The organism is Microbacterium sp. bgisy207 (genome assembly GCF_057706855.1).
On sequence record NZ_JBYIPB010000004.1, the window covers coordinates 73,998 to 98,209 of the forward strand.

At 68.2% G+C, this 24,212-nt stretch carries 19 protein-coding genes and 1 tRNA gene; 5 read left to right on the forward strand and 15 right to left on the reverse strand.

Translation table 11 applies throughout. The annotated features are described in order from the left end of the window. Nucleotides 1–87: 87 nt before the first annotated feature. From AC3ENO_RS04835 to AC3ENO_RS04885, 11 genes are all read right to left on the reverse strand, one after another. Nucleotides 88–2,244 carry a substrate-binding domain-containing protein gene (locus AC3ENO_RS04835; protein WP_434969491.1) on the reverse strand — a complete coding sequence of 719 codons (2,157 nt, stop codon included), beginning with the start codon at nt 2,242–2,244 and terminating at the stop codon, nt 88–90. Between the two features lie 152 nt (nt 2,245–2,396). Further along, nucleotides 2,397–4,049 carry a hypothetical protein gene (locus AC3ENO_RS04840; protein WP_434969493.1) on the reverse strand — a complete coding sequence of 551 codons (1,653 nt, stop codon included), beginning with the start codon at nt 4,047–4,049 and terminating at the stop codon, nt 2,397–2,399. Nucleotides 4,050–4,075: 26 nt separating this feature from the next. Beyond that, a complete protein-coding gene (locus tag AC3ENO_RS04845) occupies nt 4,076–5,263 on the reverse strand; it encodes a hypothetical protein (protein ID WP_434969494.1) in 1,188 nt (395 codons plus the stop codon). A 205-nt stretch (nt 5,264–5,468) separates the two neighbouring features. Next, a complete protein-coding gene (locus AC3ENO_RS04850) occupies nt 5,469–8,099 on the reverse strand; it encodes a hypothetical protein (protein ID WP_434969495.1) in 2,631 nt (876 codons plus the stop codon). Nucleotides 8,100–8,179: 80 nt separating this feature from the next. Then, complete coding sequence (gene pstS / locus AC3ENO_RS04855; RefSeq protein ID WP_434969496.1) at nt 8,180–9,814, reverse strand: phosphate ABC transporter substrate-binding protein PstS; 1,635 nt, start codon at nt 9,812–9,814, stop codon at nt 8,180–8,182. Further along, nucleotides 9,811–11,061, reverse strand: a complete 1,251-nt coding sequence (gene pstA / locus AC3ENO_RS04860) for a phosphate ABC transporter permease PstA (protein ID WP_434969497.1) — start codon at nt 11,059–11,061, stop codon at nt 9,811–9,813. Before pstA ends, pstS begins: the two co-directional genes overlap by 4 nt. After that, nucleotides 11,061–12,191 (reverse strand): phosphate ABC transporter permease subunit PstC, encoded by a 1,131-nt coding sequence (pstC, locus tag AC3ENO_RS04865; RefSeq protein ID WP_434969499.1) that lies wholly within the window; start codon nt 12,189–12,191, stop codon nt 11,061–11,063. The genes pstA and pstC overlap by 1 nt, the downstream gene beginning before the upstream one ends. 217 nt (nt 12,192–12,408) lie before the next feature. Beyond that, nucleotides 12,409–14,166 (reverse strand): protein kinase domain-containing protein, encoded by a 1,758-nt coding sequence (locus AC3ENO_RS04870; RefSeq protein WP_434969500.1) that lies wholly within the window; start codon nt 14,164–14,166, stop codon nt 12,409–12,411. Further along, nucleotides 14,147–14,710, reverse strand: coding sequence for a YegP family protein (locus tag AC3ENO_RS04875; RefSeq protein ID WP_434969501.1), 564 nt, complete (start codon nt 14,708–14,710; stop codon nt 14,147–14,149). Before AC3ENO_RS04875 ends, AC3ENO_RS04870 begins: the two co-directional genes overlap by 20 nt. 150 nt (nt 14,711–14,860) lie before the next feature. Then, on the reverse strand, nt 14,861–15,466 hold the full coding sequence (gene dcd / locus AC3ENO_RS04880) for a dCTP deaminase (protein WP_434969502.1): 606 nt from the start codon (nt 15,464–15,466) through the stop codon (nt 14,861–14,863). A gap of 16 nt (nt 15,467–15,482) precedes the next feature. Beyond that, nucleotides 15,483–16,538 (reverse strand): substrate-binding domain-containing protein, encoded by a 1,056-nt coding sequence (locus tag AC3ENO_RS04885; protein WP_434969503.1) that lies wholly within the window; start codon nt 16,536–16,538, stop codon nt 15,483–15,485. 296 nt (nt 16,539–16,834) lie between these two features. Here AC3ENO_RS04885 and AC3ENO_RS04890 point away from each other — a divergent pair. Then, a tRNA-Gly gene (locus AC3ENO_RS04890) sits at nt 16,835–16,908 on the forward strand. A 243-nt stretch (nt 16,909–17,151) separates the two neighbouring features. On the opposite strand, the gene AC3ENO_RS04895 is transcribed toward AC3ENO_RS04890, so the two are convergent. Beyond that, entirely contained in the window at nt 17,152–17,346 is a 195-nt protein-coding gene (locus tag AC3ENO_RS04895) for a hypothetical protein (protein ID WP_434969504.1), read from the reverse strand. Between the two features lie 204 nt (nt 17,347–17,550). Here AC3ENO_RS04895 and AC3ENO_RS04900 point away from each other — a divergent pair, with 204 nt between their 5' ends. Genes AC3ENO_RS04900 through AC3ENO_RS04910 form a run of 3 tightly spaced genes read left to right on the forward strand, consistent with a single transcriptional unit; the run spans nt 17,551 to nt 20,042 of the window. After that, nucleotides 17,551–18,243, forward strand: a complete 693-nt coding sequence (locus AC3ENO_RS04900; protein WP_434969505.1) for a TetR/AcrR family transcriptional regulator — start codon at nt 17,551–17,553, stop codon at nt 18,241–18,243. A gap of 46 nt (nt 18,244–18,289) precedes the next feature. Beyond that, nucleotides 18,290–19,243, forward strand: coding sequence for an ABC transporter ATP-binding protein (locus AC3ENO_RS04905; protein ID WP_434969507.1), 954 nt, complete (start codon nt 18,290–18,292; stop codon nt 19,241–19,243). 1 nt (nt 19,244) lies between these two features. Beyond that, nucleotides 19,245–20,042, forward strand: a complete 798-nt coding sequence (locus tag AC3ENO_RS04910; RefSeq protein ID WP_434969508.1) for an ABC transporter permease subunit — start codon at nt 19,245–19,247, stop codon at nt 20,040–20,042. 3 nt (nt 20,043–20,045) lie between these two features. On the opposite strand, the gene AC3ENO_RS04915 is transcribed toward AC3ENO_RS04910, so the two are convergent. Next, on the reverse strand, nt 20,046–20,882 hold the full coding sequence (locus tag AC3ENO_RS04915) for a PfkB family carbohydrate kinase (protein ID WP_434969509.1): 837 nt from the start codon (nt 20,880–20,882) through the stop codon (nt 20,046–20,048). A gap of 123 nt (nt 20,883–21,005) precedes the next feature. Here AC3ENO_RS04915 and AC3ENO_RS04920 point away from each other — a divergent pair, with 123 nt between their 5' ends. After that, on the forward strand, nt 21,006–22,004 hold the full coding sequence (locus AC3ENO_RS04920) for a nucleoside hydrolase (protein ID WP_434969510.1): 999 nt from the start codon (nt 21,006–21,008) through the stop codon (nt 22,002–22,004). On the opposite strand, the gene AC3ENO_RS04925 is transcribed toward AC3ENO_RS04920, so the two are convergent. Together AC3ENO_RS04925 and AC3ENO_RS04930 are read right to left on the reverse strand one after the other, a co-directional pair. Then, a complete protein-coding gene (locus tag AC3ENO_RS04925; protein ID WP_434969632.1) occupies nt 21,996–22,859 on the reverse strand; it encodes an EamA family transporter in 864 nt (287 codons plus the stop codon). The genes AC3ENO_RS04920 and AC3ENO_RS04925 overlap by 9 nt on opposite strands. A 64-nt stretch (nt 22,860–22,923) precedes the next feature. Further along, nucleotides 22,924–24,189 carry a serine hydrolase domain-containing protein gene (locus AC3ENO_RS04930; protein WP_434969511.1) on the reverse strand — a complete coding sequence of 422 codons (1,266 nt, stop codon included), beginning with the start codon at nt 24,187–24,189 and terminating at the stop codon, nt 22,924–22,926. Nucleotides 24,190–24,212 lie beyond the last annotated feature (23 nt).

Consider the following 24,212-nt stretch of genomic DNA (forward strand, 5'->3'; position numbering starts at 1 on the left):
AGAGTGCACCACCTTAACGACACGTGTCGCTCGCCTCTACAAGAGGTTTCCTCCCTCGGGTCGCGCTCGGCTCCGGCGGGTGACCCGCTACTTCGAAACCAGCGTGAGGGTGAGTGTGGAGGTATAGGTGCCAGCCTTCGCCGTCGCAGGCGCCGCGAAACTGAGCAGGGCGTTGAATACCGTGCCCGCCTCCAACGTCGAGGAGTTCAACGCACCCTCGGCAAAGACGCCCGAGCCAGTCAACGGCGAACCGGGAAGGCTCAGACCGGCCGACTCGCCCGACACGATCGCCGGCGCGATCGAGAGGGCCGATGCGGGAATCTGGTCGCCACCCGCGGCACCGTTGATGAACGTATCGACCGCCGCCGTCAGCGTCCATCCGGGAAGAAGGGCTCGGTCATCGATGACGGTGAAGTTCGGCAGGGCCGCCGAGGTCACTTCTCCGCGCTGGACGTCGCCGAGATTGACCGAGGTCGCGACACCGGTGAGGGAGAAGACGCCGGTCGCCGTGACATTGACCTCGAGGTCGCCTTCGGCGGGCGCGGCGGTGAAGGTCGCCGTTCCCCACGCCACGTACTCGCCCGACCCGTCGACCAGGGCGATCGTGTGGTCTCCGAGGCCGAGCGCCGAAGCATCGATCGTCGCCGCTCCCGTGCCATCGGTCGTGACCTGGCCGAGAGACGTGGGGGTCGACCATCCCAGCGCACTGAAGGTCTGATTCGCCTGGGCTGCCCCCGCCGGGATCGTCACCGAGGTGGTGCCCGGCGCGGGAGTGGGGATCGTCACCTTCGTGGCAGCGTGCGTCGCGTCAGAAGGTTCGAGGTACTCGACATCCGCCGTGGACAGCCACGCAAGGACGGATGTCCCCTGCGTCAGCGCGACCTTCCGGCCCGCCGGCACCGTCGAGCTCAGGGTGGCCGACCCCGAGGTGTTCAGCGCGACACCCGTGTGGCGGGGCGTCGCTTCGCCTTCGACCCAGACATCCACGGTGGCTCCGGCGTGCGCGGGGGTCGCGCGGATGACGAGGTTGCCGTTCACGACGGTCGCCGACGCCCCCGCGGTGGAGTCGAACTCACCGAAGAGGGGCGAGATCGCTCCGCCCGTGTTCGCGGGGTTGGCGCAGGTTGCGACATCGAGTGCCACTGTCGACCCGGGGATGCGCGCGAGTTCGGTGAAGCCGTGCGCCACGAGGTTCATCGGGAGTGCGGCGTATCCGAGTGGCGCGGCCCACTGTTGGCCGGCACACAGGGCCTGGGCGGTAAACGCGGTGAGGGCAGCACCCTTGGATGCGCTGAAGTGCGTGCTCTCCTGGGTGGGGAGCAGGATCTCCGAGTAGTGGGAGAGGGGATACGCGTGTGGGTCGGTGGAGTCAAAGACGGGCTGGAAGTCGGGGCTGCCGTACCCGGGCGACATCGGGTCGCGATCGATGCGCGCGCTGCGCAGCGCAGCCGTCACGGCCTGCGGCGCAGGTGGCACAAAAGCTCCTGACGCGTTCTGCACCTGCGCGACCGTGAGTCCGAGCTCCTGGGCGTAGGCGTTCTCGACGTAGGTGATCGCACCAGCGCCGTAGACCTGGTCAACGTAGCCTGCGACACCGTAGGAACCCGCCAAGTCGCGGGCTCCCGGAAACACGGGGAGCACCGCGGCGGGCGCGTCGGGCATCCCGTTCGCGACGGTGAATGCCGACCACGCGGCGGGCTGCTCGGCCGCGAGCCACTCCGTGAGCAGCAACGTCGTGGCGGAGTAATCCCTGCGGAGGACCGGGACGACAGGGGTGGCGGGGAGAGCTACCCCGGGGTTGTCCGCCTGAACGGCCGGATCGTTCCAGGCGGTGATCGTGCCGGTGAAGATCCCCGCGATCGTCGAGCTCGACAGCCGGAGGTCGGTGATCCACGTGCCGTCGGCCCACAGCTGGTAGGCCAGCGCGAGCCCGCTGCCAACGGCGGGCACGCCCGCGTGGGACCGGCTCTCTGGCGCACTGCCACCCGACGCCGGGACGGACGGTTGCGCGTCCAGCGCGAAGTCGACCCATCCTGCGTGGAAGTACGCTCGACCCGCGAGGGAACCGATGCCCGAGTAGTTCACGGTGAGACCGGAGGATGTCGCGACATCCCATCGCCAACGGTCCAGAATGTCGTTCACAGCGTCGGATCCCGCACCTGAGACCGGGGGAGGCGGGTCGTCGGCGGAAGCAGGGAGCGCGCCGCCCAGGACGAGCGCTGCGGCGAGAGCCGCGACGATCACGCCACGTGCCCTACCGGGACGAAGAGCCACTCCGAGCACCGGGTCCTTTCGATGGCTGCAGCAGGAGGAACCCCTGTCCCTGTGCGGGGAGCCGTGATGCGACTCCCCGCACAGGGTTCTCTAGGGGCGCCGGCGGAGGCCGGCATCCGGAATTACTTCGAGACCAGGGTCAGCGTCAGGGTCGACGAGTAGGTCCCGGCCTTGGCCGACGCGGGAGCGGCGAAGGTGAGGTCGGCGTTGAACGTGGTGCCCGCCTCCAGGGTGGACGAGTTCAGCGCACCCTCGGCGAACAGACCCGAACCAGCCAGCGGTGAGCCGGGAACGGTCAGACCGGTCGACTCACCCGACACGATCGCCGGAGCGATCGAGAGGGCCGAGGCGGCGATCTGGTCGTTGCCTGCCGACGCGTTGACGAACGGCGTGGACGAGGCGTTCAGCGTCCAACCGGGCAGCAGGGCCCGGTCATCCGTCACCGTGAAGGCACCGAGAGCCGCCGTCGTGGACTCGCCACGCTTGACGTCACCCAGGTCCACCGACGCGGCGACACCCGTCAGCGAGAAGATCCCCGACACGGTCACGTCAACCGTGACATCGGTCTGGCCCGTGGTGGAGGAGGAGAACTCGGCGGTGCCCCAGGCGACGATGTCACCGGAGCCGTCGACGAGCGCGATCGTGTGCTCGCCGACGCCGAGCGCCGCAGCGTCGACGGTCACGTCACCGTTGGCGTCGGTCGTGACCTGGCCGAGGTTGACCGGGTTGGACCAGCCGAACGCGGTGAACGTCTGGTTGGCGTTGGCCACACCCGCGGGGATGACGACCGTGGTCACACCCTCCGCCGGCGCTGCGATGGTCACCTTGGTGGCAGCGTCGGTGGCGTCGGTCGGCTCGGAGACGACGTAGTCGGCGGTGGTGACCCACGCGACGACCGTCTCGCCCTCGACAACCGCGATACGCGCACCCGAGGCGATCGCGGAGGTCACGATGGCCTCACCCGAGGCATCCAGGACGACATCCGTGTGAGTCGGGGAGGACTGCCCCTCGACCCAGATGTCGACCGTCTTGCCCGCGTTCGCCGCCGTGGCAGCGAGCTCCAGGTTGCCGTTGCGCAGCGTCGCCGTCGCGCCGGCCGTCGCGGCGTAGTTCGCGAAGTCGGGCGCGGCAGCGGCGTGGTACTCCACCGCGGAGATGCGGTAAGTGCCACCGGCCGTGATGTCCACCGTGCGGTAGATCGCGCCGACAACGGTCTGACCGTTGTTCTTGGTGAACACCAGACCGTGCTGGAACTGACCACCCGCAGCGAGAACCGCGTTGATGCCCGGCGATCCACCCGTCTTGCCCGTCAGGGTAAGGCTGGTGAACGCTGCGGCCTTGCGGTTGATCGCCGAGGACTGCGTCCACGCGCTCCAGCTCGAGCGACCGGCCGAGATGTCGTCATCGAGCACGACATACAGCTGGTCCCACGTGTCGTCGCCACCGGTGACGATCGCCGGGTCCATCGCCGCGTAGGTCGCGGCCTGGCCGACGGTGCCGTTGTTGTTGCCGACAGCGACCAGGTTCTTCGACGGCGCGAACGCCGTGTCGAGCCATCCGTCGTTGTCAGTGTCGGTTTCGACGTACGCACCCGTGCCCCCATCGAGCAGGAAGTACGTGTCGAGCGAACCGTTGCTCTGCGGCTGCTCGAGGGTGCGTCCGTCACCGGAATCGCGACCCTCAGCGGCCGAGGCACCCGTCGCACCGGTCACCACGAGAGCAGCAGCAGCCACACCCGCGATAGCCGCGCGCGAGAAGAACTTCTTCGAGTTCATGTCCCTTGTCTCCTGTTGTGCAGCGCTTAGTTGGCGCGGAGGTTGTAGCGGTTGACGGTGGTGGAGTTCGGCACACCGAAGCCCAGCGCCTGCTTGGCCGACATCACGTCGGAGGGCAGGAACGAGGTCGTGACGTCGCCGAGCTTGTCGCCGCTCATCAGATCAGCGAGGACGGCGTCGTACTTGGCGTCGTTCTCGTCGATGCGGGCGTACTCCACCAGCAGGGTCGTGTCACGGCCGGCGGCCGACGCGTAAAACGCGCTGTTCGGGACGAACACGCCGTTGTTGACGTCGACGGGCGTGGGGGCCGTCGGGACCTGCGAGTAGATCTCGAAGCCCGCGCCAATGCGGTTGTACGCGGGGATGTTCTTCTGGATGATCCACTGCATCGCCGACATGGCGGTGACCACCGACGCGGGGAAGCCGGTGGACACCGTCGTGCCCGTGGTGCCCTTCACCTCGGTCGTGGTGTTGCCGATCGGAACCTGGACCGTGGCGGTGGTGTCGCTGTAGATGTAGCGGGTCTCGTGCTCCTGACCAGTCGCGACACAGGCGCCGAGGGGGCTGATGCTGTGCATCGAGAGGAAGCTCTCACGCGTGCCCGACCCGCTCTGCGGGATCACCGGGACGATGTCGCCGACGCGGACGCCGTTGATCGTCGAGTTGGGGTCGAGGGTGCACTCGAAGAGCTGCTCGATCTGCGAGGACGTGAGGCCACTCAGGGCAACGTTGTTGGATGCGTACCCCAGTGCGTCACGACCGAACGGGACAGCCGCCACGGGGCCGTTGGCGTTGGCGCCGGACGGAGTGCTCGACGAGCGAGCGATGTCGACCTGACCGGTGATGATCGAGCCGTCCTTCCAGACGGTGCCGTCGATCGAGCGCGAGAGAGCGCGGTGGCCGTCGCTCGAGCCGTTGGGGCGGAGGAAGGGGGTGCCGAAGGGCTTGCCAACGATCTTTCCGCCGGGCAGGTTAACGCCGCTAGGCGCGGCGGCGAAGTTGTCGACGGTGCTGCCGTCGGCTCCAAGAACGCGCACGGGAGCACCGCTCGCGTTGGTGCCGTTGGCAAGCAGGTCCATCGCGATCTCAAGGGTGTCGGATCCGACGACAACGTACCCGTCACCGACGGGCTCGGCGTAGGCCGCGGGTGCGGCGAGAACGAGCGAGGCGACGACGCCGATGGCGGCGGCACCACCAATAATCTGCTTCTTCACGGGGTCCTCTTCTGTGTGGGGATCCGGCCCACACTGCACCTTTCGGGCGGGTGGCTCCGGGCTGGCGGCAAGGAGATTCCAAGCCGTTTCTGAGGTTCGGCGCTCCAGGTGAACAAACCGGGAGTATTCGACTAAGGGGACGTTGACAGTGCGCTGTCTAGAGGAGTCCCGGGAGGTGCCGTCATCGACGCCGTGACGGCGGACGTCAGACGCGCGCGCGGAACCGCGAGATGAGCGGCACCGCAATGGCCGCCGCCACACCCGCCGCGAGGCCGATGGGAATGGCCGCTGCGCCCAGTGGCGTCTCGGGATCGGCGGGCGTCGTTCCCGCGGGCTGGAACGTCACCTCGCCCCCCTGCTCCGGCGCCGTCTCGGACGGCGTGACGGGGGTGGATGGCGGCGTGGAGACGAAGCCACCTGATGTGGTCGTTGTCGTCGAGGGAGGGGGCGTCGACGCGGTCGGAGTCGGCGTCGGTGTCGGGGGCCGCCCATTCTCGATGATCGTCGCGGAGGTCAGCGCCTGAGATGCCTGCGCCGCAGTGAGAGGCGCATAGCCCGGCGGCAGATCACCGCGGTCGGTGCCCGGAGTCTGCCCCTCGGTCACGGCATAGCGGATGAACGCCGCGTACGAGGCGCGCGTCTCTTTCCCCTCCTGGTCGGGATTGAGTGCGGCGTAGAGAGGTACCGTCAGCGGATAGGCGTCCGATGAGGCGCGGACTTTCTCGTCAGCGAAGTCCAGCTCGAAGACCGCGGGCTGATCCTCGACAGGCGTCATGAGATCGCGGGCGGCCTGAAGGCCCACCGTGTTCGGGGCGACAAACGCTCCAGCCTGATTCTGCAGCGCGGCGGTGATCGTCTGGTACTGGGATGCCGCTGGCGACGTCGACAGAGCGATCACTGCCTGCAGCCCGAGGTTCTTCTTCGGCTCCGTCGTGTAACGGGGGGGAGTTGCCAGACCGTTCCACGCACCCAACGTCTTGCCGTCGCCGCGCAGCACTAGGTAGGCCCCGTCGGCGAATCCGCTCGTGAACGGACGCCAGGTGACCAGGTTGATCGGTCCGGATCCGCCCGGGGAGGTGGTGTCGTCGACCTTCTCGGTCGGGTCCGCCTTCGGGAAGTTCTCGGCGGGCAGCACAAGGCCGCGACCGGTGGGATTGACGGTGTCGCTCGTCGAGTACCAGGGATTGACCGTCATACCCCAGGGGTCGGGCTTCCCCGCCAGCCATTCCCGAGCTTCATAGTCCGCGAGGATGTACTCCCACACCCGGTATGCGAGGTCCGAGCGCCCATTGGGCATGAGAGCGTCCGAGATCGAGATGTCACCGAGGGCCTGGACAGCCCACTCGGGATCGTTCACGGCACGGAAGTCTGGATCGAACAGCAGATTCCTGGGTGCGGGGGTGGAGGTGCGCAGACCCGTCGCCCGATTCACAAGATTGAGGTGCGACTTGTCGGCACCGGCGCCGGCGGGAACGGCATCGTAGTACGACGCCGTGAGGAGCTTTGCGAGCAATCGCGGCGTCAGGTTCATCGCCGTCATCGGGAGCCGCGCTCGGGAGAGCTGGTCGGCCGTTGCGTTAGTCGAACTGGGATTGCGGTCAATGGAGAACGACACTGTCACCGCACCGAAGGCAAGAGGCGCGTAGACGACCGGATCGGTGGTGTACGCCGTCTGGTCGAGATCGAGCGGGCGCGTCGTGATCGCCAGGGCCGTGGATGTCGTCCGCGATGCATCGACCAGCGCATCGGCTTCGTTGGCATCTCTGAGGACGAATGGTGCGCCGTTTTCCAGGGTGCACAGCTGTGGCTGCCACGACTGCATAGCCCGCGAGATCATCTCGCTTCCGGCGACCTGCTTCTCGGCCTGTCCGAGCTCACAGCGCACGCCGACGGGCTTGAAATCGAGCTCGAACGCAATGTGATGCTGCCAGGAATCCCACCACAGTCCGGACTGCGTCGTGGAGGATGTCCCACTATCCGAACCACGGGGGATCACAACGAGCCAGCACGACTTGCCCACGACCGCACCGGTGTCGAGGGTTTGCGGCAGACCGCAGCTGAGACCGGTCGACTGAGCCACCGTCTGTATCTCGAAGGGCACCGACCCCGTGCCATCGGCAGCGAAGGGAGCCCACGCGATCTCATTGGTGGTGTACTGCGTGAAGAAGCGGTTCGTGTTGACGTCGACGGCGTTGTCGCCCGTCTTCTGCCGATTCACCCCGTTCACGGACTCGATGGCGTTGACGACGAACTCCTCGCCTGCGGTCTCGTCGGTCTTGCCGGCAGGGTTGTAGCCGACGAACGGGATCGCGGTGTACGACTCCTCCCGACCGAGGATGCGGTACGTCGCCGTGTGGACCTGATCTTGGTCCTTCACCCGTGTGGGAAGGACAGTGCCATCTCGGGTGGCGCCGATGCCGACCGTGCCCCCGTACTGGCATGTGCGCCGGTCGGGATGGCCCGGGTTGGCCGGATCCTCTCCCCAGCACTGCGCGATCTGCAGGTAGTTGGCGCCGCCCGACCCCGAGCCAGGCGCCTGACTCGCGAGTCCTGCACCGTTGCTGTAGCTGACGCGGATGCCCTGTTGGACGAGGTCCTGCGTCTGGGAGACGGTCACCGAAAGGTCGGGGAACGGTGATCCCTCGCTCACCAGAGCGTCATCCGCGGTCTTGGTCACGCCGGTGGCCGGGGTGCCGGTCGGGTCGGGCGTCGGGGTGTCGGTCGGGTCGGGCGTCGGGGTGCCGGTCGGAACAGCGTCCTGCGCGGCCGCGGACGGAGCGGAGACGAGCGCGGGCAGCGTTCCGATCACGCCACCCACGGCCAGCGCCGTGACCATGCCCGTCACTAAGGCGCGCAAGGCAAGGCGCCGTTGCTGGCGGCGTCGCGCACGGCGAGGCGCCATGACAGACCCCGCACTCACCGACCGGCTCCGTTTCCTCGTCGTACGACACGGATGACGAGCGGCGGGGTGATCACCGCGGCGAGCAGGAGCAGCACTGCGCCCAACATCGTCGACTGCTGCCACCCCCACCCGGTGGCCTCCACCGTGTAGGGCGACGCGACGACGTTGGCACTTCCGGCAGTGCCGGTCCCGCTTATCACGTTTCCGTACTCGTCATAAAGGACGTCGGCACCCGCGGCGGTGCCCGAGGTCGCGCCTCCCGTGGTCGTGGTGGCGCCCGCCGTGTTCGAGGACGTGCCTCCCGAGCCCGAACCCGAGACGTCGGTCGGATCCTTGGCACCTGCGGTGCCACTGGTGCACTGGTCGGATCCGCGTTTGTCGCACGCGGCGGGCTGCGGAGCGGTTGCAGCGAGCCGATTGCTCGATGGGTTGTCTCCGGGGGAAAAAGTCGGGTTGTTGCACTTGTTCGGATCGACGTTGGCGCCGCCCGCTCCCGGGATTCGCTTGATCTGCTCGAAGCCTGCGAGAACGAGATTCATCGGCAGCGGCGAGTAACCGAGGGGTCCGGCCTGCTGCTGCCCCTCACAGAGGAAGTAGCTGGCGAACGTGCCGAGAGAGGCGCCCTTGGCCTCGGTGAATGTCGCGGCGGCGCTCGTCTTCACCTCTGTCGGGACAATCATGTATGAGTAGCTAGAGAGCGGATACGCCCGGGGGTCGCCGCTGTTATACACCCCGTCGAGAATCTGAGTGAGGTAGTCGGGCGAGCTGGGGTCGGTGTTGATCTGAGCCGACAGCAGCGCGACCGCGACCGCCTCCGAGGTGGGCTCGACATAGTAGTCCGACTTGTTGAGCACCTTGGCCACGGGAAAGCCCTGCTCGATCGCGTACGAGGTCTCCACGTAAGTGATCGCTCCCTCGCCGTAGGCCTGTGCCACGTACCCAGAGACGCCGTTCGATCCCGTCTGGCCCTTGGCGCCGGGGAAGAGCGGATATTGCGAGGTGAGCCCGGGGCCCCGACCGACGGATGCCGCGAACTCGCTCCACAGCGCAGAGTGCTGCTTCGACATCCAGAGCGTGAACTGGGCCGTCGTCCCCGAGCCGTCCGAGCGGATGATCGGGGTCACGGTCTTGTCGGGAAGCGCGAGGCCCGGGTTGTCCGCTTTGATCGCGGGGTCGTTCCACTTGGTGATCTTGCCGGTGAAGATCTTCGTGATGACCTCACCCGAGAGGCGCAGGTTCGTGACGCGCTTCCCGCCGATCACGAGGTGGTACATGAACGCCGTGCCGCCCGCGACGATCGGCATGTAGGCGTATCCCCGCTGCTTGTTGGCGGGGAAAGGCACCTCGGGAGAAGCGCCGGGTTCGGCGACGGACTGGAACGGAATCTCGCTCACGGCGAAGTCGACCGTGCCCTCGATGAAGTCGCGACGACCCGCAGTGGAGCCCACGCCCGAGAAGTTGACTGTCAGACCGTAGTTCGCGGCGACGTTGGAGCGCCACTGGTCCAGGGCGTTCTGCGACCACGTGGAACCCGAGCCTGAGATGGGTTCGAATCCTGCCGCCTGCGCCGGGGCAGCAGTCGCGACGGCAAGACCGGCCACGAGCACGAGGCTCATCAGGCCGGCGATGCGGGTGCGCCAGCGTGTCATGGTGTGTCCTCCTGGGGCGGGGTGGCAGACATGGCCCTCGCGCGCGCGGCTCGATCCATGCGCAGGGCGTCGTTCTGGGAGCGGCGCAGCACTGCGCGCTGTTGCCGCGGCGTCAGGTCTCCCGGCCCGCGGCCGCCGATGACGCGGGCGATCGCGAACAGCGCGAGCACGAGCAGCATCAGCACCGCCGCCGCCCCGAAACCGCGCGCGATCATGTTCGGCTCCGGGGATCGCACGAAGTCGAACACCTGCAGGGGCAGGGAGATCATCGGGCCTTCGAACGGGTTGAGGTTCATGACGGCCGTCACACCGGAAGTCAGCAGGACGGGCGAGGTCTCGCCGATCCCGCGAGCGGTGCCGAGGATGACGGCCGTGGCCAAGCCGGATCGGGCCGTCGGGAGCACGACGTGCCACACGGTGCGGAACTTGGAGGCGCCGAGCGCGTAGGAGGCTTCACGGAGGTTTCCGGCGACAAGTCGCAGGACGACATCCGCCGCCCGCACGACGATCGGGAGCATCATCACCGTGATCGCCATCGCGGCAGCGAAGCCTGAGCGCTGTCCGGTGATGAGCAGGATGATCGCGGAGTACACGAACAGGCCCGCGATGATCGAGGGAAGCGCGGTCATGGCATCGGTGACGGTGCGCACGAACCGCGCGAAGGGTCCGCCCACCTCGTTGAGGAAGACCGCGGTGAGGATGCCCAGCGGCACCGTGATGCTCAGGGCGATCCCGATCTGGATCAGCGTTCCCATGATCGCGTGGGACACACCACCGACATCCAGGCCATCGAGTGGGCCGGCGAACTCCATGTCCTGCGTGAAGAAGTTCACGTGGAAGAGGGCATCCGCGCCGCGGGTGATGACGAACAGGACGACGAAGACGAGCGCCCCGAGGAGGATCATGCCGGCGCTGGCGAGCACGACCGTCATGACGCGGTCGACGACTTCACGACCGTCGGCGTTGACGGCGATCAGTAGCGCGTAGAAGAGGACGAAGAGCAGGAAGGCGACGATCACCCAGCCGATGGGTCCGGTGAGGGGGGCGATCCATCCGAAGATCAGGGTGGCGGCTGCCATCGCCGCGGCCAGCGCGCCCACGACGGCGTACACGTCATCCATACGCACGCCGCGCAGACTCCGGCGGGGGCCGGTGGGGGTCTCACCGGGGTCGGGAATCGCGGTGCGGCGCACGGCCTCCTCGGTCGCAGGCTCCACCAGCTCGGGTGCGTCGATCGTCGTGGTCATCAGCCGTCCGTCTGTGCGCCGGAGCGCGATCGGGCGACGATGGACGACGCGCTGAAGTTGATGACGAGGGTGATGAGGAACAGGGCGAGTCCGGCCGCCATCAGGGCCGACAGGCCGAACTCACTGGCCTCGCCGTACCGAAGAGCGATGAGGGCCGAGATCGAGTTGCTGCCCGTCTTCAGCACCTCCCAGTTGATGTAGAAGATCGGCGAGATGATCATGTAGATCGCGATCGTCTCGCCCAGCGCGCGCCCGAGGGCGAGCATCGTCCCGCCGATGATGCCGCCTCGGCCGAACGGCAGCACGACTGCGGTGATCATGCCCCACCGCGTCGACCCGAGGGCGTAGGCCGCTTCCCGCTCCCCGGGCGGCGCCTGCATGAACGCTTCGCGCATGATCGAGGTCTGGGTCGGGACGATCATGAGCGACACCACGAGGCCGGCGATGAAGGCGGATGACGTGAAGGCGCTGGCATCCGTGGCCGGCGTGCCGTCGGCGCCCGTGACGGCGAAGATCGGGATCCACGCGAAGTAGGTCGAGATCCACTGCGACACGGGGATGATGTTCTCCTGCAGGAAGAACACACCCCACAGGCCGAAGACGACACTGGGAACGGCCGCCATGAGGTCGACGAGCGTGATCGCCCATTGCTTGAGGCGTCCCCGGAGGACCTCCGAGATGAGCAGCGACGTGCCCAGCGACAGGGGGAGCGAGATCGTGATGGCGATCATCGCGATCGAGACCGTGCCGAACAGCACCGCGCCGATGCCGAACTGCCCGGCCTCGGGATTCCATTGCTGCTCGAAGAGGAATCCGATGCCCGCGACCTGCAGCGCCGATCCCGCCCGGATCGACAGGAACAGGCCGACCGCCAACATGATCGCCACAGTCACGCCGCCCGCGGCGTAGGCGACGGCGCGGAAGATGCTGTCGGCCTTGTTCGGCTTCGACTTCAGGGAGCGGGCCCCATCGATCGGATGCTCGAGCCTTGGCTCGTCGACGATCTGGGTGACCTCGTCGGCGAGGAAGACATCCGCGACTTCGTCGAAGACCGTGACGTGCTGGCCGTCATCCTGACCCGCGAGCTGGTCGGTCACGGCGTCATCCCGGGAGGGTCGAAGCTCGGTCATGCGCGACCACCGAGGAAGCGCATGACGGACATCGGGGAATCCTCCGGAGTGGGGCAGTGAACTCGCGTCAAGGGACGGAGCGGACGAGGCGACGGAGCGGGCAGGCACGCAGCGTCGCGGCTGTCTGCCTGATCCTCAGCGCGGACGGTGAACGCAAGGCGTCGAGAGTGCAAAGGCGCGCTTTCGCTGATGTGTGCGGCAGGAGACACGGCGGTCATCACGGAGTCCCTGTCGGTTGCGGAGTCGGGGTGGCAGGAGGCGAGGGGGGAGGGGCCGTCGGGGCCGTTGTAGTGGTCGGGCTGGGGGTCGGGGTCGGGTTCGAGGCGCGCTCGACGAGGGCGACGGCCGACCCTACCGGCAGACGGCTCCCCTCCGCGGGATTCGTGCCGACCACGATCGCGGTCGCGCCGGTATTCGACGCTGTCGGAGCGAAGCCTGCCGCCGACACCGCCTGCAGCGCGTCTGCGGGCAGGAGCCCCGCCACGGCGGGGATCACGGCAAAGCCCGAGGCCGCGACGATCGACACAACGCTGCCGCGCGCGACGCGGGACTGTGCGGCCGGCTCGGTCTGGAGCACGCGCCCCTGCGGCCAAGGGCCGTCGGACTCGGTGACAGGTCCGGGCACCAGGCCCGCCGCCTCGAGCGCGGCGATCGCCTCGGGGACGCTGAGCTGCTCAACCGGCGGCACCGTGACCTCCACGCGTGTCGCAGGCGACTCCGTCGGCGCGGATGTCGGAGTCGGAGCCGCCGCCGTGGACGTGGGTGTGGGGTCCGTCGTGACAGAAGCTGACGGGCTGGTGACGAGGGAGATCCCGACGCCGAGGATGACGGCCGCGGCGACCGTGCTCATGACCGCGATGCCGCCCGAGCGACGGTGCCTGTGCACACCGGCGAAGGGGTCGACGACGGCGACCGGATCACGGCGCGTGGCCAACGTCGCGCCCATCACTCGAGTGACGCCGGTCGAGGTCTCCGCGGGACTCGGCTCATCGACGCGTGCATCGACTGTCGAGGGCGTGGACGGGGCCACTGCCGTCGTCATTCCAGCTGCCGCGGCGGGCAGGACCAGTGCCGCGGCGAGGGCTGCGCGCATCGCCGCGGCATCCGCGAATCTGTCATCGGGGCTCTTGAGCATCGCGCGCACGACGATGCGGTCGAGCGAGCGCGGCACGCCCGGCCGCGCGACGGACGGCACCGGCGGTGGTGCCTCCAGGTGGGCACGGGCACTCTCGATCGACGAGGTGCGCGCGAAGGGAGCCTGCCCGACGATTGCGAAGTATAGCACGGCGCCCACTTGGTAGACGTCTCCGCGCTCGTCCACGGGCTCGCCGCGAAGTTGCTCGGGGGACAGGTACCGAGCGTTGCCGAGCACCCCGACGCCGTCACCCTCGGCGACGCTCAGCAGCTCTGCCGCGCCGACGGCGGCTTCGCCTGTGACGTCAGCGATGCCGAAGTCGAGAAGCCGGATGCTGCCGAGATCGACGTGGCCCGCGGCATCCGTGTCGAACATGACGTTGGAGGGCGAGATGTCGCGGTGGACGAGCCCGATCTCATGCGCCGCCGTCAGTGCATCGAGGACGGCATCCACCAGGGCTACCGCGTCCTGAGGGTCCAGGGGTCCACGGAGCCGGACATGCTCAGCGAGCGTCGCGCCGGGCGCCCGCTCCAGCGCGATCCACACCACCGGTTCGTCGCGATCCTCATCCACCCCGACATCCAGGACCGAGACGATGCGCGGATGCCGGAGGGTTCCCGCGCGGCCCGCCTCGGCGAGAAAGAACGCGCGTGCGGCGGGGCGCCCGGTCAGGTGCGGATGCAGGAGCTTGAGGGCGACCTCGCTGCCGGAGCGCTCGTCGACCGCAGCGAACACCGACGCCGAACCCCCCGAGCCCAGTAGCTCGGTCAGGCGAAAGCGGCCGGAGATGAGGTCCGCTGCCGCGCTCATGACGAAGCCGTCATCCAGCGATGGAGTCATGTTCGAGCCGTGTCGTCGATGCTGCGCGGGCAGGCCCGACCAGGACCCGGGCTCCCTGCAAAGCGGCGAGTGCCGACATGGCGGAGGACACGCTTGTGGACGAGGAAGAATACCAACGCGCGGATGTCATTACGGGAGCCGCATCCAGAGAGAGCACCCAGCCGCGGCGGAGCGCGGGCCGATCGGCCACGGCGTCGATCGTCAACTCTGCCGAGGCCGACATGATGCGTTCGACATGGCGTCGAGCGTGCTCCACGCTCTGATAGAGGAACGCGCTACGGCCCAGTTCTCTGTTGTTGCTCGCGACCAGTCGCCAGTACAGCACACCGTCGCTGAGTCGGGAGGAACGGGCGGCCGAGCTGGTCGCCTTGAAACTCTTACTTCCCGGGGGCGTTACGAGAGCAACGGGGGCGTCACCGAGAATGGCGTTGCGAAAACGGATCCACTTCTGCACCATCGGATCCTCAATCGAGGGGAAGGTCCGGAGGAGGACGGATGCGCTCGGGACCACACCCGCGTCGTTGCCCACAACCACAGCGCCCACGGCATCCTTTGGCCACCACCGAGATATCCCGGCCGGGGTTTCGCCGGGGGCCGGCGCGGGAGACGCCTGCATGAGGGATCATCAGAGCCCGCGATAGCCAGGGGCTTTCGCGCGGGTGATGAACAGGTGTCCGATTGCTGTCCGAGGGGTCTACGCGCTGCCGGCGCGATCCTCACGCACGCCGACATCGGTACGGTGGAAGTTCTGATGCGACCGCGACGCGGTAGGTCCACGTTGGCCCTGATAGCGGTTGCCGTACGGGCCCGAACCGTAGGGGTTCTCAGCTGGTGACGACAACCGGAAGAAGCACAGCTGGCCGATCTTCATCCCCGGCCACAGGGTAATCGGCAGCGTCGCAACGTTAGAGAGCTCCAGAGTCACATGGCCGGAGAAACCCGGGTCGATGAAGCCCGCCGTGGAGTGGGTGAGAAGTCCGAGCCGACCGAGCGATGACTTGCCCTCCAGCCTCGCCGCGATGTCGTCTGGAAGGCTGACCTGCTCGAATGTTGATCCGAGGGCGAACTCCCCTGGATGCAGGATGAACGGCTCATCGGGGCGGACTTCGATCAGGCGCGTCAGATCCGGCTGCTCGACCGCTGGATCAATGTAGGGATACTTGTGGTTGTCGAAAAGCCGAAAGTAGCGGTCCAGCCGCACGTCGACGCTCGAGGGTTGCACCATCTCTGCGTCCCACGGGTCGAGCGAAACTCGGCCGGATAGGACTTCTTGGCGGATGTCGCGGTCCGAGAGCAGCACGGGGCCAGCCTATCCGTTAGCCGTCGAGGTCCCCAGGTGTCAGATAGCCGCTGCCGAAGACTGTCTGGGAGAGATTGGCCTGCGTCACGATGACTGGCTCGACGAGATAGGTGGGGACGAGTTCGGCGTCGTTGTTGTATCCGTATCCGTCGACGTCGAGAGATTCGGGGAAAGCACCGCTGAGTAGGGATGCCGCGACCGCCGCAGCTGTCTCATGCAGGGCGCGCTCATCGAGCAGGATCGTGGCGAACTGGTCGCCCCGTCGTACGGCACGCAACCCGTCGGCTCCGCCTCCGGCGCCCACGACGATCGGCCACTTATCGCCGGGTGTGTATCCATCGCGCTTGAGTTCATCGATGACCTCGGCTGCAATGTCGTTATTGATCGCCGCAATGCCGAGCGGCTCACCGCTGTCGAGTTGGGGCGTCACCGCCGACACTCGGTCGGCGATATCGCCTGCGTTGTCGATGTCAGTGGCGGATGCGTCGGGTGTCGGGTCGCCTGCAGGAAAGAACACCCTCCCGTCCGCTTGCGCAAACGCCAAGACCTTCTTGACCATCCCGTTGAATCCGAAGCCGAAGAACGCGTCGTTCGCTGGCCCCGCGAACACCTCGACCGCCACCGGGTCCGGAGGAACTGTCGCCGGTTCACCATCCACGTTCGCAAGTCCCAGGCCTGCCAGGGTCGCGGTCGCGACGTCGACTGCAACCTGGAAGTTGTCGAATCCGACATAGAAGTCTGTGTCGGGCGTGTTCCAAACCAGCCGGTCATATGCGACCACGGCGATGTCCGCACCTGCGGCCCGCGACAGCACCTCCGAGAGACCGAACTCATCGACAGGTTGCACAAGAAGCACCTCGACACCGGCGTCGATCATCGCGTCGATCTGCTCTTCTTGGGTCTGCGCGTTTCGGGAGGCGTAGGCGAGTTCGACATCGGCGCCCCACTGCGTGAGAAGATCCGCTATCGGTTCCCCGGAGTCGCGCCCCACGGCATCCGGCTCACTCGCCATCGAGATGCCCACCGCGCCGGTCACCTCGAAGTCTGGCTGCATCCGTTCGTAGGTTCCCACCGGCTCCGGCGTCGGCGACGGCGCCAGCCCGGCTGTACACCCTCCGACGACAAGCGCGACGCTAAGGGTCAGAGGAATCGCATTCAGGCGGCGTCTCAATGGCTTCCTCCAGGCCAGCCGTCATCCACACAGAGACGTGCAGGCGATCGGGACGCGACGATGATCCGAGAGCGGAATGCACACGTCCTTTCCGTTGGGTGTACGCACAGCCACCGAACGGTTGCGGAGATATGTCGCCGGGCTTGGACTGCCGCGTTTCCTACCGCTTGGTATGCTGGCTGGACGCTTCGGCGTGTGGGGCTGTAGTTCAATGGCAGAACTTCTGCTTCCCAAGCAGACAGCGCGGGTTCGATTCCCGTCAGCCCCTCCAATGCCCTCACGTGCCACCGCAGGTGGTGCGGGAGGGCATTCGTGTGGGTGCCGTAGGAACCGATCCCGCCCGCGGGGGGTCCCGCTGCGCCCGAGGCTCCGCGCGCCGCGCAGCGGCGTGCGGAGTGGCGCAGTGGCCGATTCCCGTCAGCCCCTCCAAGGAGCCGGCACGCCCGGACGTCCGCCGCAGAAGACATCGAAGGCCCACGCAGTACTCTGCGCGGGCCTTCGGGCTCAGGGGACGTCAGTCGCGGGTAGCTTCCTTGACGTCGTTGCGTGCCTTGATGGCATCGCGTTCGGCCTCGGCCTTCTTGACGTCAGCCTCGGCCGACATCTCCTCCGCCTTGTCCTTGGCGCGATCCACGCCCTCCTGGACGGCTTCAGCAGTGTTCTCCGCAGCCTCCGAGACGTTCTTCTTCGCGTCTTCCATGAATCCCATGGGTGTCTCCTTTCTCCGCAGAGCGCGACCGTCGTGTCGCGAACGAACCCGACGGTAGCCGCACCCGTGTACACGACCCAGGGGGTTGCGCGAGCGGCAGTCGAACGCCATCATTCGCCCTGAGATTGGCTCCCGCATGCGAGCGCGGACCACCACTCCACGATGCACTTGACGAGGACTGAACAACTGTTTAATGTCTCCCTCATGGAGTCAGGGTCCGACCCGAGCGCTCGCGCACGCATCCGCGACGCGGCCATCGCGACGTTCGCGGAGCGGGGCTTCGACGGGGCGAGCCTGCGTGACATCGCGCGGCGCGCGGGGGTGAGCGCCGCGCTGATCGTGCATCACTTCGGGTCGAAGGAGGGGCTCCGGACCGCATGCGACGAACACGTCGTACAGGTCCTCGTCACCGACAAGAGTCGGCTCGCGGGTGCGAGCGCCTCAGCGATGATGCGCGCCGCTCTCGCGGATCGCGAGCGCTACCTCCCGATGCTGGACTACATGGCCCGGATGCTGGCCTCCGACACCTCTGCTGCCGACGATCTGTTCGATTCCCTCGCGAGCGCGACACGCGAACTGCTCGACCAGCAGGCCGCGGCGGGGATGCTGCGCCCGCAGTCCGACATGGATGTGACTGCCACGGCGGTGACGCTGTACAGCCTCGCACCGGTGCTCCTGCGCCGGCAGCTGTCACGCAGCCTCGGCGAAGAAGGTCTGAGCGAGACGCTGCTGCGCCGCCTCACCCTTCCGCTGCTCGAGCTCTACACGCACGGCCTGTACGCCGACGACCGGCTCCTCACCGCCGCGCGGGATGCGCTGGCGCGACCGATCGGTCCGCCTTCGGGCAAGGGCGACAACGACCCTCACCAGGATCCCGATCCGCCACTGGCGCGTTGACGTCGGGATCCACACACACACTTCTCTTCCGCGAAAGGAGCGGGGAATGACCCCTGCCATCGAACTGAAAGACCTGCGCAAGCAGTACGGCCGGCGCACCGCCGTCCACGGCCTGACCCTCTCGGTCACCGCCGGATCGGTGTTCGGCCTCATCGGCCCCAACGGAGCCGGAAAGACCACGACCCTCCGGATGCTGGTCGACATCATCCGTCCGACCAGCGGCTCTGCGCGCGTGCTCGGAAGCGATCCGCGAGCGGGCGGGCCCGCGCTGCGCCGACGGATCGGGTACGTTCCGGGCGAGCTGCGGATGGACGCGCGGGCAACCGGCGGGCGCCTGCTCGACTTCTATGCGAGCGTGTCGGGGCCCGTGGCGCCCGGACGCATCGCACAGCTGGCGGAGCGTTTCTCCTGTGACCTCACCCGCCCCGTCCGTACGCTCTCGAAGGGCAACAAGCAGAAACTCGGGCTCATCCAGGCGTTCATGCACGAGCCGCCCCTGCTGATCCTCGATGAGCCGACGAGCGGACTCGACCCGCTCATGCAGCGCGAGTTCCTGGGGCTCGTGCACGAGGCCCGCGAGAACGGCCAGACCGTGCTGCTGAGCTCGCATGTGCTCAGCGAGATCCAGCAGGCCGCCGACGAGGTCGCCGTGCTCAGCGCCGGACGGATCGTCGCGATGGGCGCGGTCGATGAGCTCCGGCTCGGCGCCGTCCGCCGCGTGCGTGCTGTGCTGACGGATGCCGACCCCCGCGCGGTCCGCGCCACGATCGCACCCCTCTCGCCGAGCGCACCTCCGGAGGTCCGTGCGCTGGATGACCGGGTGATCGTGAACGCCACGATCGAGGGTGAACTCGACCCGCTCGTGAAGGCGCTGGCGCGCTTCCATGTGGCCGAGCTGTCGATCGAGGAGCCTGACCTCGAAGAATCGGTCATGCGCCTGTACGGATCGTCGAGCAGCGATGCGACACGTCCGTCCACTCGCCCGATGGGAGGCGAGTGAAATGGCCCGTCTGCTTCCCGTCGCAACCCGGAACCTGCGCGACTCCTGGCGAGGACTGCTGGCGTGGGCGCTGGGTCTTGCGGCTGCCCTCGCGCTGTACCTTCCGCTGTTTCCGTCGTTCGGAAGCAACGGCTCTCTCGAGGAGATCATCGCCACACTGCCGCCGGAGCTGGTCGACGCGCTCGGCTACGACCAGATCGGCACCGGTTCGGGCTACGCGCAAGCGACCTTCTTCGGTCTGATCGGCTTCGCCCTGATCGTGATCGCGACCACCGCATGGGGCGCGAGCGCGATCGGCGGCGCCGACGAGAGCGGCCGCCTCGAACTCGACCTGGCACACGGGATCGGCCGCGTCGCCTACGTTCTCGAGAACGCCCTGGCGATCCTCGTGAAGCTCATCGCGCTCGGCATCGTCATCGGTGGGGTGATCGGCATCCTCGATCGCCCCTCGGAACTCGGGCTGGAGGCATCCGGAATCATCGCAGCGATCGCAGCCCTCACGGGGCTGGGCGCACTGTCTGCGGCAGCAGCGCTGCTGGCCGGCGCCATCACGGGGCGTCGAGTCGTCGGGGTCGCGGCGGGTGCGGGGATTGCCGTGTACGGATACGCCCTGCAGGCGGTGGCCAACCAATCCGAGGATCTCGCGTGGGTCGAGCGGCTCTCGCCCTACTCGTGGGCGTACAGCCAGTCGCCGCTCGAATCCGGATTCAGTTGGGGCATCGCGGCGGTCTGGGGCGTGGCGATCGTGCTTTCGGGCGCGGCGGCTCTCGCGCTGCGCTCCCGCGACGTCACCGGCTGAGCGCTACCGGTACGCAGCGAGCGAGCGAAGGGGCGGCTGGGCGCCGGCGTGGGTCACTGCGTCGGCGCCCACCGCGCACGCGGCAGCCAGTGCGACATCGTCGGGCCACCCGGCGTGGATGGCGAGCGTGATCGCCGCGCTGAACGCGTCGCCGGCACCGACGGCACTCACGGCTTCTACGGCCGGTGACGGAGCGGAAAGGACCCGCGTGCCCTCTCGCCACAGCGAAGCCCCCCGGGCTCCGTGGGTGACCACCACGAGGCGCGCCGACGAGACCGCCGGCAGCGCGGCGAACTCGGCGTCGTTGACGATCACGAGGTCCGCGCGCCGCAAGACCGACGCCGAGACCGCCCGGGCGGGAGCCGCGTTGAGCGCGAAGAACCCGGGCACGGATGCCGCGAGCGTCTCGATCGCGCGCGGCGGGATCTCCAGCTGAGCGAGCACTGCCTCCTCGGGCGAGAACGGACCCGATCCCTCGACCGCGTCGTTCGCACCGGCGCACACGACGATCGTGTTCTCGCCCGCGGCATCCACCGTGATCAGTGCGGTTCCCGTCGGCTCCGTGACGACACGGATGCCGGACGTATCGACGCCCGCGCGTCGCAGGTTCTCGACCATGGCCCGGCCGTCATCGTCGTCCCCGACGGCGCCGAGCATCCGAACCGTCGCACCCAACCGAGCGGCTGCAGCTGCCTGATTCGCGCCCTTTCCGCCGGCATCGCGCAGCGGTCCGACACCCCGCACGGTCTCGCCAGGAATCGGAAGCTGGCCCACCGTGACCGACACGTCGACGTTGATGCTTCCGACCACACAGAGCGGGCCCAGACCTCGGGATGTCATGTCGACATTCCATCACGCACCGTCACTGCAGGTACGACCGAGAGCCTCGCGCGCGATATAACCGAAGAGGTGCGCGACGCGCCCCGGACAGCGCCGTCCGCTCACCTCACTCCCGGGAGCGACATGACTGCGCCTCTTCCGCTCTACCTCGACTGCGACACCGGCATCGACGACACCGTCGCCCTCGCCTACCTGCTGCGCTCCCCTGCCGCAGATCTCGTCGGCATCGGGACGGTCAGCGGGAACACGGATGCTGCGCAGGCGGCCCGCAACACCCTCGACCTCTTGGCGCTGGCAGGCTCCTCGGGCATCCCCGTCGCGGTCGGCGCCCACGACCACCTCACCCATACGTACGGCGGCGGAGCACCCCATGTGCACGGCGACAACGGCATCGGCGGCGTCATCCTCCCCGACTCGGGCACCTCGCCCGACGCTCGGGACGCAGCTGACCTTCTCCTCGATCTGTCGCATACCCACGCCGGCGAGCTCCATCTCCTCACCATCGGCCCCGTCACCAACATCGCGATCGCGCTGCAGCGCGACCCGACTCTCCCGTCGCGGATCGCCGGAGTCACGACGATGGGTGGCGCAGCCCTTGTCCCCGGCAACATCACCCCGGCAGCGGAGGCGAACATCTTCAACGACCCTGCCGCAGCCGATGCCCTTGCCCGCGCCGACTGGGACGTGACCTTCGTGCCGCTGGACGTGACGATGAACCACATCCTCACCGACGACGAACGGGACCTCCTGCTCGCCTCCGCCGATCCGTTCGCGCGCGCCGTCGGCGACATCCTCGACCACTACCTCGACTTCTACGTCCCGGAGTTCGGCGAGAGGCTCAGCCCCCTGCACGACCCGCTCGCGGCGATGACGGCGGTCGGGGCGCCGGGCATCGGCCGAAGCCTTCGGGTTCCCGTGGTCATCGACACCACGGAGGGGCCCTCGCGCGGGTCGACGGTCGTCGACATGCGCGGACAGCGCCTGGGCGCCCGGGACCACGAGGGCGTGCGCACCCGCGTTCTTTTCGAGGGGGCCGACACCCTCACCGCGCATCTCGTGTCCACGATCCTCGGCGGCTCCAGCGCGCAAGAGGCCTCCGAGCGAGACGCACGTTCAGGGTAGGGGCTCAGCGGGCGCCGCATCCGTCCCCTCCGCGACCGTTCCCGTCCGCACAGATGCGGTGCGCACCGCACCCATGCTCGCCGCAATGACCAGCGCGATGCCGACGATCTCGAGCCACGTCATGTCCTGACCGAGCAGCAGCCATCCCGCGAGGGTGGCGGTCGCGGGGGCAAGACTCATCAGAATCGCGAACGCGGATGCTGCAAGCCGCCGCAATGCCAGCAGTTCGAGCGCATACGGGATGGTCGACGACAGCACCGCGACCGCCGCGCCGAGGGCGAGCAGGTCGACTCGCAGGAGCGCCCCACCAGCGGCGATCAGGCCCCACGGCAGCGCGACGACAGCACCGATCACCATCGCGAGGGCCAGGCCGTCGAGCCGGGGGAACTGGCGGCCGACACCCGCGGACGCGAGGATGTAGAACGCCCAGCTGGATGCCGCACCGAGGGCGAAGAGCACGCCGAGGGGGTCCAACCGATCCCATCCCCCGCCGGCCAGAGCGATGACCCCGACCAACGCGAGTCCAGCCCACAACCATGCGCTGGCACGACGTGCGGCGACCACCGAGAGCACCAGGGGACCGAGCACCTCGATCGTCACCGTGACGCCGAGCGGGAGCCGCTCCAGCGCGAGATAGAACAGGCCGTTCATGAGCGCCAGAACGAGACCGAAGCCGATGACCGACCGCCACGCCGCCCGTCCGTAGCCACGCACGCGCGGTCTCGCGATGAGCACCAGCAGGATCGCCGAAAACCCCAGTCGGAGTGAGACGATCCCCAGGGGACCCACCGCGGGAAAGAGCAGCACCGCGAGGGATGCGCCGACCTCCTGGCACACGAGACCCGCCACGACCATGCCCGCCGCGACGGGCGACGACGACCGCGGCCCAGTGGGTGCGGCGCTCACCCGTCGTCCGCGATCACTGCGCGGGCAGCGGGCAGACCGCAGCCGAGCGAATGGTCTCCGCCTGCTGTTCGGCCGTCCACGGCAAACCGGCAGCCGGAGCGGTCTGTCCCGCCGCGGCGGGCGCCTTGGAGGCGATCGCCGCGAGCTCCCACGCCAGATTCGCCGCGAGCCCCGAGGGAGCCGCGGAGTTGTTGAGAACCACGGCGACCGTCAGACCCGAATCCGGGTCGGCGTAGGCAGCGGTGAGGTAACCGGGCATCGTGCCGTGCTGGCCGACCAGGCCGCCGGCCGTGTACGCCCCGCCGTCGTACGTGTACCACGTGGGCGCGTTCGGGTAGGCCGCGCGAGGGCTGTCGAACCGGGTCTGGCCTTCGCCCAGCAGAGCGCCGGTTGCCAGAGCCTGCGCGTAGCGTCCGAGATCGGTGATCGTCGAGACCGCACCCGTGTCCGCGAAGCCCATGCTCGCCGAGAGCTCGGTGATGTCGATCGGATCCGCGCACAACAACTGGCCATCCTCGCCGGGCAGCGAGTGATTGCCCTGCAGGGATGTGTCTCCGCGACTGCCCGAGGGGGTCGCCGGCTCCGAGTCCGGCAACCAGGTGGAGTCCAACGCGAGCGGCTTCGTCACGTACTTCTCGAACAGCTCGGGCAGCGATGTCGCCGTGGCATTCTCCAGCGCGACACCCAGCAGCAGGTAGCCGGCGTCCGAGTCGACGAACGCATCGCCGGGCTCCGTCGTACGCTCGCGTCCCATGCCGTACGCGGCAAGCTCGAGGGGCGGCCAGATGCGGTCCGGGGTCCGGATCCATTCGTTCCACAGCGACGGCGCCGATGCGCCGATGCCCGACGAGCTGTCGCACAGCTGTCCGAGGGTCACGTCCTCGAGGCCTGACGCTCCGCCGACGTACCTCGACACGGGGTCCCCGAGCGAGACGACGTCGCGCGCGACGAGAGCGTAGAGCACGTCGCACGTCATGGCCCGCGTCACCCGCGCCGCACGAAACTCCATATCGGCGTCAACGGCGGCACCGCCACCGGGCGACTGCGTGCCGACCCCCGCAACCCAGGAGCCGCTCCACGGCGCCCACACTCCCACGATCGCACCGGACGCGCCCGTGGCGGCCATGGCCTCGGCCAGGGCGGCGTCCAATTGCGCCTGCGTCTCAGCGGGGAATCCGCCCTCGACCTGGGCGGGCACGTCGATCTCGACAGCCTCCACGGGAGCACAACCGACGAGGGCCGCCGCGAGGGCGACAACGCCGACTCCGAGTGCGCTCAACCGTCGCCTGAGGATCGTCGCAC

Coding starts and splice junctions, on each gene's coding strand:
- AC3ENO_RS04920 (WP_434969510.1), top strand. CDS start 21,006: ATGACTGCGCCTCTTCCGCTCTACCTCGACTGCGACACCGGCATCGAC.
- AC3ENO_RS04870 (WP_434969500.1), bottom strand. CDS start 14,166: ATGACTCCATCGCTGGATGACGGCTTCGTCATGAGCGCGGCAGCGGAC.
- AC3ENO_RS04905 (WP_434969507.1), top strand. CDS start 18,290: ATGACCCCTGCCATCGAACTGAAAGACCTGCGCAAGCAGTACGGCCGG.
- AC3ENO_RS04900 (WP_434969505.1), top strand. CDS start 17,551: ATGGAGTCAGGGTCCGACCCGAGCGCTCGCGCACGCATCCGCGACGCG.
- pstC (WP_434969499.1), bottom strand. CDS start 12,191: ATGACCGAGCTTCGACCCTCCCGGGATGACGCCGTGACCGACCAGCTC.
- pstS (WP_434969496.1), bottom strand. CDS start 9,814: ATGACACGCTGGCGCACCCGCATCGCCGGCCTGATGAGCCTCGTGCTC.
- AC3ENO_RS04915 (WP_434969509.1), bottom strand. CDS start 20,882: ATGACATCCCGAGGTCTGGGCCCGCTCTGTGTGGTCGGAAGCATCAAC.
- AC3ENO_RS04910 (WP_434969508.1), top strand. CDS start 19,245: ATGGCCCGTCTGCTTCCCGTCGCAACCCGGAACCTGCGCGACTCCTGG.
- AC3ENO_RS04840 (WP_434969493.1), bottom strand. CDS start 4,049: ATGAACTCGAAGAAGTTCTTCTCGCGCGCGGCTATCGCGGGTGTGGCT.
- AC3ENO_RS04925 (WP_434969632.1), bottom strand. CDS start 22,859: ATGGTCGTGGCGGGTCTCGTGTGCCAGGAGGTCGGCGCATCCCTCGCG.
- AC3ENO_RS04895 (WP_434969504.1), bottom strand. CDS start 17,346: ATGGGATTCATGGAAGACGCGAAGAAGAACGTCTCGGAGGCTGCGGAG.
- AC3ENO_RS04850 (WP_434969495.1), bottom strand. CDS start 8,099: ATGGTCACGGCGCTGGCCGTGGGTGGCGTGATCGGAACGCTGCCCGCG.
- pstA (WP_434969497.1), bottom strand. CDS start 11,061: ATGACCACGACGATCGACGCACCCGAGCTGGTGGAGCCTGCGACCGAG.